The organism is Flagellimonas meishanensis, assembly GCF_019880545.1.
Taxonomy (GTDB): Bacteria; Bacteroidota; Bacteroidia; order Flavobacteriales; family Flavobacteriaceae; genus Flagellimonas; species Flagellimonas meishanensis.
Genome location: NZ_JAINVW010000003.1, coordinates 1,266,496 through 1,279,766, shown reverse-complemented (window position 1 = coordinate 1,279,766; position 13,271 = coordinate 1,266,496). Strand labels below are relative to the sequence as shown.

The window sequence follows — 13,271 nt, the reverse complement described above, 5'->3', positions numbered from 1 at the left end:
TGGTATGCAAAAGAGAACCTCTATATTTTTACTGCTCCTTTTGAGTTTTTGTGGCATCATTTCTGCCCAGCAGACCGATAATATTGGTACAGAAACGGTGACCGTGGTCAAACCATATTCCCCAACGGTATCCGATGCCTTCAAAATCAAATCCTCACCAGATCTCAATGATTCCATAGTGCTTCAGAAAAAGGAAATCGACTATAGCATTTTTTCCGTGCCAGTGGCTTCTACCTTTACACCTGCCAAGGGAAAGGCTTCCACCGTAAAAAAAGTTCCACCACCTACCTTGTACAATTCCTTTGCTTCAGTGGGACTGGGTAATTATAACAATGCCCTGCTTGACTTTTACACCAGTCAGGAACTGAACAGGCGGGAGGATTTACTGGACGTTGGACTCAACCATCATTCCTCAAGGGGCGACATCGATTTTACCCCATTGGATACGGAATTCTACAACACCAAATTGGACGTGTCCTACAAAAAGAAGGCTAGGGATTTGAACTGGGGCGCCAATATGGGTCTTCAACATCAAATATATAACTGGTATGGGATAGATGCCGAAAGCTTTGATGAAGTCACTATAGCGGGGATTGATGAAACGCAGCACTATTTTAATGCCGAAGGTTCCGCACAGTTGGAAATGGAGGACTCCTATTTCAAAAAGGGGAATGTGTTGCTGAGACGTTTTTGGGATGCTGCCGAATCAGGTGAAAACCGAATAATTCTCAATTCCACTCTGGAATTGCCGGTCACGGAGGAATTGATAAACGTGGGCATTGCACTTGACTTTGTCAACGGGAGTTTTGCAAATGCGTCGGTGAACAATGCGATTAACGACGCAGGGATTGATTATGGACAATTTCAAGCGGGGATAACCCCAAGCCTTCTGGTGCTTCGGGATGATCTCACCCTAAATCTTGGGGCCAGTTTTGTATATGGTCTGGCAACGGAAAACAGTGACAGCAATTTCTTCATTTACCCTGCGGTGACTGCATCCTATCGACTTTTGGAAGAGAATGTGATCGCTTATGGCGGAATTGAAGGTCAATTAACGCAAAACACCTATCACAGTTTTGTGGACCAGAACCCTTTTGTGTCCCCTACGTTGGATATTCAGCCAACGGACCGACAATATGAGGGCTATGTTGGTTTGAAAGGGCAATTGACGTCCCATGTGGGATACAATATCAAGGGATCATATACCGCTGAAAATCGGAAACCCCTATTTTTGTTGAATCCACAAAACCTGTTCAGAAATGATGAGGAAGGATATACTTTCGGGAATTCTTTCCAGGTTTTTTATGATGATGTAAAGACTCTGGGCATTTTTGCGGAACTCAATGTGGACCTCAACAGAAATTTTATGCTGGGCATCAATGCTGAATTCAATGATTATGATACCGAAACGGATAATCCGGCATGGAACCTGCCTTCGATTAAAGGATCACTCTTTCTGGATTACCAAATCAATGACCAATGGTATGCCGGTGCCAATCTGTTTTATGTGGGGGAAAGGGATGATCTCGTAGCCCAGGTGGTCCAGAACGTACAGCCTTCCGAATTTCCTGCGACAATAGTGACCTTGGATGGCTTTTTTGATGCCAATGCCCATTTGGGATACCGCTTCAATGAGCAGCTATCCATCTTTGTAAAGGCATCCAACCTGGCCAACAATGAATATCAGCGCTGGGCCAATTTTAGGGTTCAGGGTTTTCAGGCACTGGCCGGGGTTAGCTATAAGTTTGATCTTTAACGGGGTTTTTGACCGTAAACAAGCCTCAATGATTTCGACTTAAGTATGTAAAGTCCTTATCTTAGCTCAAAGACCATTCCATGGAAGTTGAAATCAAAAAGGGGGAAATCAACGGTTTTAATGGTAAGAAAGTTGACGGGAAAGTCCTTTTTTCAAACCTGATCCAATTTAAGGCACGAAGCTTCACAAATTGCTATTCCTTGAAATTCGTATTCCATGGTACCGAGCATTACATCATTAACGGGGAAAGAAAAACGGTCCATTCCAATCAATTTTTATTGGTGCCGCCAGGACAGGAGTTGGAAACAAGGATAAACGCAAAAGGACCTGTTAAAGGAGTTTGTGTTTATTTTTCAGAGGACACTTTTGAACAGCAGTTGGACAGGTATGCAACGGACTTGCCCATCGTACCTGGTTTTCCAATTTCCTCGTCATTTTTGCAGGTTCCCGATGTGTTTTCGTCCACAACCATTGATGCGCAATGGGCCAACCCAGATTTTTTTCTTGAAAGCACACTTGCTAAACTGATTCCCTTTCTTGCACATTCTACAAGTAAATTGCGCAAACTGGAAGTAAAAAAAGAAGATACCAGATATCACTTATGGGAGAAGATGGAAAAAGGGCGGGTGTTCATTGAAAAGCATTACAGCGCAAAACTGAGCCTGGACCAGATAGCCAAGGAAGCTTGCTTGTCACCATTCCATTTTCAAAAAAGGTTCAAGGGTTTTTATGGTAAATCGCCCAATAAGTATCTGAATGAAATCAGAATACAGCGGGCCCAAGAACTGTTTAATCAAGGATATAAGCCTGCTTATATTGCCGAGCAATGTGGGTTTGGCGATGCCCACTACCTACAAAAGTGTTTGAAGAAACAGCTCTACCGTTAAAATTCGCAAGATTTTACATATTCTTTATTAGGTTGTGCCCTAACTTGTTTCCATGTTATTATATCGGCCGGTAATGGAGCGCGAACAGTATGCCCTTTTGTTTTTTATTGTCTTGTTTGTTGCTGTTATGCTAATGGGTTTTTTCTTTTTGCACAATCCAACCCTTGCACCACCTCTTTCTGAACAAAAAAGTAAACCAAAGCCCATATACCGCATGGCAACACCGGATGCCCTGAAAAGTGGAAACTTAGGGCAGAATAGTATGAATGGGGAAGCTTTTGACTTTAATGGTGACGGTCATCAGGATTTGGTATTGGCCATTGAATTCGGACATAACATAATTCTTATAAACGACGGCCAGGGCTCCCTGGTGGATGAGAGCGGAGAGAGATTCCCGAAAAACAAGCGCGATTCGGAAGATATAGCCATGGCAGATTTTGACAAAGATGGTGATGTTGATCTGGTCTTTGTTAGTGAGGATGACCAAGTAAATGAATACTATCGTAACACGGGACAGGGCTATTTTGAGGATTTTTTGGCAGGATTGCCCGTTCGGGGGATATCCAATGTGGTGGAAACCGCGGATTTCAACGAAGATGGGTATGCGGACTTAATTATCGGTAACCAAGGGCAGAACTTTTTATTGATCAATAATGGAAAGGGGGTTTTTCTTGATGAGACACAGCTTAGACTTCCCTCAGATACATCGACCACGCAGGATATTGCCCTGGGTGATTTGGATGGTGATGGAGATTTGGATTTGGTTGAGGCAAACGAGACAAGCAACCGCATATTGATCAATTACGGGAAAGGTCATTTTAAATATGAGGCTGACGACCGTTTACCGGCGGTAAATGACCAAACCCGCGAGGTTGAATTGGGTGACTTGGATAATGATGGTGACCTGGATATTTTTTTCGCTAACGTGGATTTTGGTGGATTGGGAAACCCACAGAATCGGTTGTTACTAAATGATGGTTATGGCTTTTTTAAGGAAACTATAGCTTCTTTGCCTCAAAACGACTTCGGAACGGTCGGTGCAACATTTTTTGACATTAATGGGGATGGTTTTTTGGACCTGATTAACGGTAATCGGTTCAATGGGCAACATATGATGGTGCTGATCAATCAAGGGAACGCCACATTCAAAGATCAAACCGGGCTATATTTTCCTGAAATGGACAACTACACTTTTGATTTTGTTTTGGCAGATTTTAATGGAGATGACCTTGAAGATATCTATCTGTGCAATTTTAGGGGAGAGGACATATTGCTTATAAGAAATGAATAAAGATTGGAGAATGAAACAATGGAATAAGGAGTTTACCATATTGATTCTTGCTTTTACCCTATGCCTCGGGTGTAGTTGGGGATGTTCAGGATTTCAAAAAAATGGGAAGGTCAATGATGTTACCGAGTACTACGATCTTCCGTATTACAAAGGCAAGGATGCGGACACTATCAAGCACAAGCTAAACCTGTTCGTTCCCAATAATGTGGAAAACCCACCAATTTTGCTGTGGATTCACGGTGGTGCCTGGGCTTTTGGCGGTAGAAAGTTTGAAACAGATTTGGCCCGTGCATTTGCAAATGAAGGTATTGCAGTAGCCACAATAAGCTACAGACTGAGTCCGGGCACCTGGAAGAATCCGAAGTTTGATGAAGGAATCCAGCATCCTGAGCACATAAAAGATGTCGCCCGATCTTTTGCATGGGTGTATCAAAATGCCGAATCCTACGGCTATGACCAAAATTCCATTTTTGTTAGCGGCTATTCTGCAGGGGGCCATTTGTCCGCGCTATTGGCCATGGACCCAAGCTATCTGTTCGAAGTTGGCATGTCGGTAAGGGATATCAGGGCTGCCATACCCATTGCCGGAGCTTATGACATCGCAGCTTATCATGAAAGCCATTTGAAATATAATGGGAAAGACATGGCTGAAAAGCACGTACAGGCTGTTTTTGGCAATACTGAACGAGAGCATCGGAGGGCATCACCGACTTCATATATTGACAACCAATGGATCCCCATGCTGGTCATTTCTGAAAAGGATACCTATGGTTATACCCAGCTGCTTGAACAAGAGGCCGGTAAAGCTAACTACGAAACCATGGAATTTTATCACATAAAGGATATGGGCCACAGTCAACTTTTACAAGATCTGGGCAAAATGGACAACTCAAAATACCGTAGTGTGGTCGTTGATTATATCCAAAAGAAGAAAGCGGACTATTCGTACCTGCCAATGAAGGACCTTAAGCTCGCATACAAGGTTTTTGGAGCGGGGGAGCCGTTGTTTATTCTTAATGGAGGTCCAGGATTTTCCAGTCACAATTTTGCTTCATTGGCCCAAAACTTTTCCAGGGACCGTCTTGTTGTTCTGTTCGACCAAAGGGGAACAGGTTTTTCCAAACTGCATGGGCCCCAGGATAGCAGTCTTACTATAGATTTGATGGTGCAGGATCTGGAAGCCCTGAGAAAACACCTGGGATTGGAAAAAATCACACTGTTTGGTCAATCCTTCGGCGGATTATATGCAATGAGCTACGCGGCCAAATATCCAGATAATGTAAAAGCGATGATATTGTCTCATTCAGCGGGTATGACAATGGATTTTTTAAGCACAGTAGATCAAAGGCTAATGTCCAGACTGGATGATGAAGATAAGGATGTTCTTGCCAACCTGGATAGTGAGGAAAATATTGATTTACGCCGCATGAAACGGGCCAAAGCCATTGCAGGAGGCTATCTCTATAACCAAGAAAACAGGAATAGGGTTTTCAAAGGCCTCGCATTTAATTCACGGTACCACCCTGAAGTGAACCAATCGATATGGTCAGACTTGCGAAAAACCCAGTATAATGTAGTGGATGAAATGAAGCAGTTTGCCAATCCGGTTCTCATCATTCATGGAAAAAATGATATTGTGGCCCCAGAGCATGCAGAGGCCATGCATGCCGTATTTCCAAACTCAACCCTTAAATTATTAAGCAATTGTGTTCATTACGGATGGCTTGATGCGCCTGATGAATATTTTGGAACTGTACATAAATTTTTAAAGGACAATGGTTGAGCATAAAAGTACAATGAAGTATTGGTCCATATTGTTGTTGGTTTTTGGCGTTGCGCTTACTTCAAAATCAATGGCGCAAGAATTGCAGCGAAAGGCGTCCCTAGGCATCGGGATTGTAACCGTTAATGACTCAGTGGCGGAAGTCAACAAACTGCAGATAGCTAGTGGCGCTTTGGTCACAAGGATCATATCTGGTTCCACTGCTGCGAATTTGGGAATGCAAACAGGAGATGTGGTTTTGCAAATAAACGACGAAGAAATAACGGATAGATCTCAAGTTTTTGCCTTGGCCCGTGGACTCAGGGAAGGTGTTTTTTTGCGAATACAGATCAATAGAAATGGAAAAACAAAAACAATTAAGGGACATGCTCTTGGAAAACCTAAGGAATCATCTTCAAACGATACAGAAGTGATCTATGGAACACTTCAGACCAGATTGGGTAGATTACGGACCATAGTACATAAACCAAAACGTGTTGACAAATCCCCAGCAATTTTCTTTTTACAAGGGATTTATTGTGGTTCGCAAGATTTTTGGGCCAATCCTACTGAGCCGGCAAAACTACTGATCGATGATTTTGTAAATGCTGGGTATACGGTTTATAGAATTGAACGACCTGGAATTGGAGACAGCGAGGAGATAAAAAACTGTCGGGATATTGACTATGAGGAGGAACTGGAAATCCATAAGGCCGCTTACGTGCAATTTCGAGCTTTGCCTTATGTGGATATGGAGCAACTGTTTCTATTTGGACACTCCATGGGAAGTGTCACTGCACCTATTTTGGCAAAGGCATATCAACCCAAGGGCATAATTGTATACGCGCCGATCTATAAGACATGGTTCGAATATTTTCTAGATAATTTTCGGGAACAGCCCATTTACTTTGGCGTTGAGACCAGGGAGCAAATGGATGCCATGGTCAGAAATTCCATTTCCCTGATGCACCAATGGTTGATAGAGGGAAAATCGCCGCAGGAAATACGTAAAGATCCTAAAAACAAAAAATATTTGGATGAAGAAATGAATGTGTTGAACTATAGCGATGGGGACTACTTCTTCGGACGACATTATACATTCTTTTCGACCATCAATAGCATTCGTAATGCTGAATCATGGTCCAATGTAAAATCAAAAGTATTGGCAATCTATGGCACTTCAGACCTCCAAGCCCTTAACAATGGAGCCGCAAAGGATATTGTTTCCCTAATCAATGAACAAAATCCCGGTCAGGGTACCTTTTTGGAAATTCCAGAAGCCGACCACGTTTTTGCTAAAATAAAGTCCAAGGAGGAAGGGGCAAGATTATCTCTAGCCGGTGAATATAGAGCCCATATTATGGAGAACTATCATCCAAGTATTGCAAAAGATATTATTGCTTGGATGTCGCCCACAGATTGATTGTTGTTCAAAATGCTGATTATTAGACAATAGCGAAATAATTCTTCGAAAAAAACGTTATTTAGTCTACGCCAGTCCATCAACCTTAATTGCGATTGGTCGTTTCAATGCGGTTCGAAACCATGCCATTGCGATTCATTCACATAGTGTCCCTAGCAGTTATGATCCATGCTGCACAGATCCATGCCCAGAACCTGGTTCAAAATGGGGGATTTGAGGATTTTGCCACCTGTCCCGTAAAGATGAGCAATCTGAATCGCGATGCGGAGTACTGGAACGCCCCTACCTTGGGCACCACCGATTATTTTAACCAATGCAGCAGAACCAAGCTCGGGATACCTCTAAATTTCAAAGGAAAACAGGAAGCATTTGAAGGAAGCGCCTACGCCGGACTCTATCTATTTGCGCCAAAGGATTATCGCGAATATATTCAGGTAGCGCTTAAGGAGACCCTTCAAAAAGGACATCGTTATGAGCTGAGCCTATATCTGAGCCTTTCAGAAAAATCCGATGGCGCGGTAAAGGATATTGGGGCGGTTTTATCCGAAAAAGCACTTTCCGTACATACAAAAAGGCAACTTTCCCATACTGCCCTGGCCTCAAACGGAATCAAAACTACGCATGCCAAGCAATTTCAGTCCATTGGTTATTATGATGATAAGTCCAAATGGATGCAAATAAGCCTCGAATTTGTGGCCAAAGGCTTTGAGGCCAATTTGATTCTTGGGAATTTTAAGAGTAACCATAGTACAGACTATCTCCATTTTAATGAAGAGCTTCCGGGAACTGAGGGCTATTCCTATTACTATGTGGACGATGTTTCCCTGAAATATCTGGGACCTGAATATAGACCCAATGAAATCTATGTTTTGGATCATGTCAATTTCAATTTTGATCGTTTTGATCTGCAACCCAAAGCAAAGCAAAGCTTGCAGGACGTTTATGAATACCTGAAAAAACATCCAAACCTGAAAGTTTCCATTAGTGGGCATACCGATGATCTAGGTTCAGAAGATTACAATGATGTGCTTTCCCGCCAAAGGGCACAGAGTGTGGCCCGCTATCTTATGACTTTGGGATTGGAGAAAGAACGTATCAGCTCAAAAGGTTATGGCAACCAAATTCCTTTGGATACCACACTTACCGAAAAAGCCCGCAGAAAGAACAGACGGGTGGAGTTTGTGATGACCGAGTTTGTGGACGAGTAATCACCATATTCCATTCGCTTTCTCTATTTTTGATGGAAACCCTATCAAAATGAAATACCGTATCATCTCTAGTTTGTGCCTTCTGTTTTTGGTGGCCTGCAATCCGCGGGAGAAAGTGGATCTGATCGTTCACAATGCCAATGTTTATACTGTTGATGGGAATTTTTCGAAAGCAACCGGCATTGCGGTCAAGGATGGCAGGTTCATCGCAGTGGGAGACCACTTGGAGATACAAAAAAGCTATGAGGCAACCGAGGAACTGGATGCCCAGGGCAAAACCATTGTTCCTGGGTTGATCGACGCCCACTGCCATTTTTATGGATTGGGTTTGAACCAACAGGTGGTTGATTTAGTGGGGACGTCCAGTTTTGAGGAAATTTTGGAAAAGGTGGTTGCTTTCCAAAAAGAGAACCCCACAAATTTTATTCAGGGAAGGGGATGGGACCAGAATGATTGGGAGGAGAAAACATTTCCGACCAAGGACCGATTGGATGCGCTGTTCCCCGAAATTCCAATAGCTCTGGAGCGTGTGGACGGGCATGCTTATCTGGTCAACCAAAAGGCCTTGGATTTGGCCGGAATCACTTCCGAAACCAAAGTGGAGGGTGGGGAAATCGTAAAAAAAGATGGAAAATTGACCGGAGTGCTTGTCGATACGCCCATGCGGATGGTCGATGCAGTGATGCCCCGGCCGAATAGGGCCACCCAGATACAGGCGTTAAAGGACGCTGAAAAATTATGCTTGGATTATGGGCTCACTACCGTTAACGATGCAGGCTTGGACCAATCCATTATCGAACTCATAGACAGTCTGCAACAAGCGGGCGCACTTTCCATGCGGGTTTATGCCATGGTGGGCAATTCCAAGGAAAATTTGGATCATTTTCTCAACCGCGGAATCATCAAAACAGATAAACTTAACGTACGATCTATAAAAGTGTATGGCGATGGTGCGTTGGGGTCCCGGGGCGCTGCGCTAAAGGAACCCTATTCGGACCAAAACGGCCATTATGGAGCCATGATAACCCCAATGGATCAAATGGAGGCATTGGCGCAACGCATAGCGGCATCCGACTATCAAATGAACACACATGCCATTGGGGATTCTGCCAATGTTGTGGTGCTTCGGGCCTATGAAAAAGCACTGGAAGGAAAGGAAGATAGACGCTGGAAGGTGGAACATGCGCAGGTGGTTTCCATTGCTGATTTTGATTACTTTGAAAAAGGCATCATCCCATCCGTGCAACCAACCCATGCCACAAGTGATATGTACTGGGCAGAAGATCGGCTGGGACCGGAACGGGTCAAGGGAGCCTATGCCTTTAAAACACTGTTGGACAAGGCCGGCGTAGTGGCTTTGGGAACCGATTTCCCCGTGGAGAGGGTGAGCCCGTTCCTGACTTTTTATGCAGCGGTGGACCGTCAAGACCTGGAAGATTATCCTGATGGCGGTTTTCAAATGAAAGATGCGCTTTCCCGTGAAGAAACACTAAAAGGAATGACCATTTGGGCGGCCTATTCCAATTTTGAGGAAAAGGAAAAAGGCAGTATCGAGGTCGGAAAGTTTGCCGACTTCGTTATCCTTAGCGGCGATATCATGACCATGCCCATTGACAGTGTCCCACACCTGGAAGCAGAGCAGGTTTTTCTGGGCGGCATTCGCAAAAAATAAAAGGCGGGTCATCCCCGCCTTTTTTATTTTCAAATATATCGGTATTACATGCTAATAGGCAAGGTAACCCGGGTTTTGTCCCACCCCATGATCATATTGCCATCATCATCAAAAGCAATGGAAAAGGCCTCCAACGACTCTCCATCGCTGCTTGCTTTTGCGGAAACACGTGCAACATCCGCAGTGCTGTCATAGGAATAAGCGCCCCATTGGTTTAGATTACTGTTCAATATTACTGTCCAATCATCCTCACCGGGAATGGTGAACAGTGAGTAGGTACCAGCACCAATGGACGTTCCACCTACGGTGGCGTCCTTGTAAAAAGTGATTTCGGCGCACTCGTTGGCACCAGTCCTCCAAACCTTACCGGAAGGAGCAAGTTCGGCAAGGCTACGTCCCTTTAATTGGGGCCTGCTGTAGATTACACGAACTGATTTATCGGCTACGCGGTAGCTGGCTGGATAAGAAGCTATGTCGGCAGGACTTTTGTCCAATCCACTGAATTTTTGTGCTGTTGCTTGCGTGGAAAATGCCAGAGCAATGGTTAAGAAAGTAAAAAAGAATACATTTTTCATGATTGTGATTTTAGATGTTTCCAAAACTAGGATGTAATTGAATGAAGTGTTTATAAAGAGACGTTAAAATTTGGAAACCTTACAGACCGTATAAATATTGGTACCATCATCAGAAATAAGTTATTATATGATATTAATAATCATTTATTAAAGAATAAATGTAATCAATTATTTATTTTTTGTTTTATTTAATAATAATAATGGAGACTTTTGTTCCATACTGTTATAAAGAATATGTTATGTGTGGCATAGTATGTGCGTTTGATATTAAGGAAAGTGCGGAGACCCTTAGGCCCCAATTATTGGAAATGGCCAAAAAAGTCAGGCATAGAGGCCCGGATTGGAGTGGAATCTATTCAGATGAAAAGGCCATTCTTGCCCATGAGCGATTGGCCATTGTGGATCCGGCTTCGGGCAAACAACCCCTTTTGAGTGATGATGGCAAACTGGTTTTGGCGGCCAATGGCGAAATTTATAACCATCAAGAGCTAAGAAAGCCGTTTGAGGGCAAGTACCAGTTCAGGACCCAATCCGATTGTGAGGTCATTTTGGCGCTTTATCAGCAAAAAGGGACAGATTTCGTGGACGAATTGAACGGGATATTCGGTTTTGCCATTTATGATAGTGAAAAGGACGAATATTTCATCACTAGGGACCATATGGGAATTATTCCGCTTTACATAGGGTGGGACAAGAATGGCACCTTTTATGTGGCCTCTGAGCTAAAGGCGTTGGAAGGGACCTGTTCCAAGATCGAACTTTTTCCTCCGGGACATTATATGCACAGTGCAGATGGGGAGTTCAAAAGATGGTACAAAAGAGATTGGATGGACTATGAGGCGGTCAAGGAAAACGAGACCAGTATACAGTCCATTAAAGAAGCGTTGGAAGCTGCGGTGCACCGTCAATTGATGTCGGATGTGCCCTACGGTGTATTGTTGTCAGGGGGACTTGATTCATCAGTGACCTCGGCCATTGCAAAAAAATATTCCCAAAAACGGATAGAATCTGGTGATACCACCGATGCCTGGTGGCCACAGTTGCATTCCTTTTCAGTGGGTTTGGAAGGTTCCCCAGATCTAGCAGCGGCCAGAAAGGTTTCGGACCATATAGGAACCATCCATCACGAGATAAAATTCACCATTCAAGAAGGATTGGATGCCATTAAGGACGTGATATATAACCTAGAAACATATGATATCACCACAATACGGGCTTCAACACCCATGTACCTAATGGCAAGGGTCATCAAATCCATGGGAATCAAGATGGTCCTTTCTGGAGAGGGTGCTGATGAGCTTTTTGGGGGCTATCTGTATTTTCACAAAGCTCCCAATGCCCAAGAGTTTCACGAAGAGACCGTGAGGAAATTGGACAAACTCCATATGTATGATTGCCTCCGAGCCAACAAATCTTTGGCCGCTTGGGGTATAGAGGGCAGAGTGCCGTTTTTGGACAAAGAATTCATGGATGTGGCCATGCGCATCAACCCAAAAGATAAAATGATCAATGGTGAGCGCATGGAAAAGTGGGTGGTTCGCAAGGCTTTTGAATCCTATCTGCCCGAAAGTGTGGCCTGGAGACAAAAAGAACAGTTTTCGGATGGTGTGGGCTACAGTTGGATTGATACCCTGAAAGCACTTGTGGATGAAAAAGTAAGTGACGAACAACTGCAGCATGCCCATTTCAAGTTTCCCATCCAAACCCCTACCACAAAAGAAGAGTACTATTACCGTTCCATTTTTGAGGAACACTACCCTTCGGACGCAGCGGCCCTAAGCGTTCCGCAGGAACCATCCGTAGCATGCAGTACCAAAATAGCCCTCGAGTGGGACGAAGCCTTTAAGAACATGAACGACCCTTCAGGTAGGGCCGTTGCCAATGTGCACGAAGATGCTTATGTAAAACAACCTTCCCTTATTTCATTCTAACACGGGAAGAAGTTGTTCCATTGTTGATTAGTCGAAAAAGCCCCTTAAAAAGGGGCTTTTTTAATGCTAGAAGTAAAGGGCAAACCCTATACGAAACTCGAAGATGCCTTCATCGGTGAAATCCTCGTTAAGGCTTAGATTATAGCGCAGACCCGGTTCCACGCTTATATGGTCAGAAAGAAAAAAGGCATAACCTCCCTGTAGACCCAGCCAAAGTGGATTTTCTGGTATATCTTGGATACTGGCACCGGTAATATCTATTTGAAAGGGAATGGCACTGATTACATAGTACTTTGCACCCACTTTATAGGAGAAAACGGTCAATCCATCAAAATCCGAGTAACCTAGTCCTGCTTTTAGGGCCAAATCATCCGCAACGAAGTAACCTCCCTCAGCTCCGATACCCCAAATGGTGGAATTATCAGTGGAAATAAGTGAAAAACCGGTATTGGCCGAATGTGCCGTGATACCTTCCCCGCCAAAGCCAGTATTTGCCTCAATAAGCCAACTACCTTTAGCAGTTTGAGCCCCATCTTGTGCACTGACTGCGGCCACAAAACCTATTGCGGCAAAAAATGTAAATAAACTTTTCTTCATGATGTAAAATTTGAGTTTTATAGGTGTCAAAAGTAGGATTTATCACACGGACCTCAAATTCTTTTTTTAAAGTAGCCAAGCGTGTTGGGTATCATCCCCAAATAAGGCCCATGGTATCAAATTGAACGCTTTATTGTTTTATGCAAGTGAACTTGCATAATTCATAGTA

At 43.7% G+C, this 13,271-nt stretch carries 10 protein-coding genes; 8 read left to right on the top strand and 2 right to left on the bottom strand.

Going from position 1 to position 13,271, the window contains the following annotated elements:
- The first annotated feature begins 4 nt into the window (after nucleotides 1-4).
- From K7G75_RS13835 to K7G75_RS13805, 7 genes are all read left to right on the top strand, one after another.
- On the top strand, nucleotides 5-1,756 hold the full coding sequence (locus K7G75_RS13835) for a TonB-dependent receptor (protein WP_222984829.1): 1,752 nt from the start codon (nucleotides 5-7) through the stop codon (nucleotides 1,754-1,756).
- A gap of 80 nt (nucleotides 1,757-1,836) precedes the next feature.
- A complete protein-coding gene (locus K7G75_RS13830) occupies nucleotides 1,837-2,643 on the top strand; it encodes a helix-turn-helix domain-containing protein (protein WP_222984828.1) in 807 nt (268 codons plus the stop codon).
- 52 nt (nucleotides 2,644-2,695) lie between these two features.
- Nucleotides 2,696-3,934 carry an FG-GAP repeat domain-containing protein gene (locus tag K7G75_RS13825; RefSeq protein ID WP_222984827.1) on the top strand — a complete coding sequence of 413 codons (1,239 nt, stop codon included), beginning with the start codon at nucleotides 2,696-2,698 and terminating at the stop codon, nucleotides 3,932-3,934.
- A gap of 10 nt (nucleotides 3,935-3,944) precedes the next feature.
- A complete protein-coding gene (locus K7G75_RS13820) occupies nucleotides 3,945-5,717 on the top strand; it encodes an alpha/beta hydrolase (protein WP_222984826.1) in 1,773 nt (590 codons plus the stop codon).
- 13 nt (nucleotides 5,718-5,730) lie between these two features.
- A complete protein-coding gene (locus tag K7G75_RS13815) occupies nucleotides 5,731-7,119 on the top strand; it encodes an alpha/beta fold hydrolase (protein WP_222984825.1) in 1,389 nt (462 codons plus the stop codon).
- Between the two features lie 146 nt (nucleotides 7,120-7,265).
- Nucleotides 7,266-8,327, top strand: coding sequence for an OmpA family protein (locus K7G75_RS14835; protein ID WP_222984824.1), 1,062 nt, complete (start codon nucleotides 7,266-7,268; stop codon nucleotides 8,325-8,327).
- Between the two features lie 49 nt (nucleotides 8,328-8,376).
- Nucleotides 8,377-9,999, top strand: coding sequence for an amidohydrolase (locus K7G75_RS13805; protein ID WP_222984823.1), 1,623 nt, complete (start codon nucleotides 8,377-8,379; stop codon nucleotides 9,997-9,999).
- A 44-nt stretch (nucleotides 10,000-10,043) separates the two neighbouring features.
- Here the strand turns inward: K7G75_RS13805 and K7G75_RS13800 are convergent, their stop codons facing one another.
- Nucleotides 10,044-10,574, bottom strand: coding sequence for a DUF2911 domain-containing protein (locus K7G75_RS13800; RefSeq protein ID WP_222984822.1), 531 nt, complete (start codon nucleotides 10,572-10,574; stop codon nucleotides 10,044-10,046).
- A 239-nt stretch (nucleotides 10,575-10,813) separates the two neighbouring features.
- Here K7G75_RS13800 and asnB point away from each other — a divergent pair, with 239 nt between their 5' ends.
- A complete protein-coding gene (asnB, locus tag K7G75_RS13795; RefSeq protein WP_222984821.1) occupies nucleotides 10,814-12,505 on the top strand; it encodes an asparagine synthase B in 1,692 nt (563 codons plus the stop codon).
- Nucleotides 12,506-12,571: 66 nt separating this feature from the next.
- Here the strand turns inward: asnB and K7G75_RS13790 are convergent, their stop codons facing one another.
- Entirely contained in the window at nucleotides 12,572-13,102 is a 531-nt protein-coding gene (locus tag K7G75_RS13790) for a hypothetical protein (protein ID WP_222984820.1), read from the bottom strand.
- Between the last annotated feature and the right edge of the window lie 169 nt (nucleotides 13,103-13,271).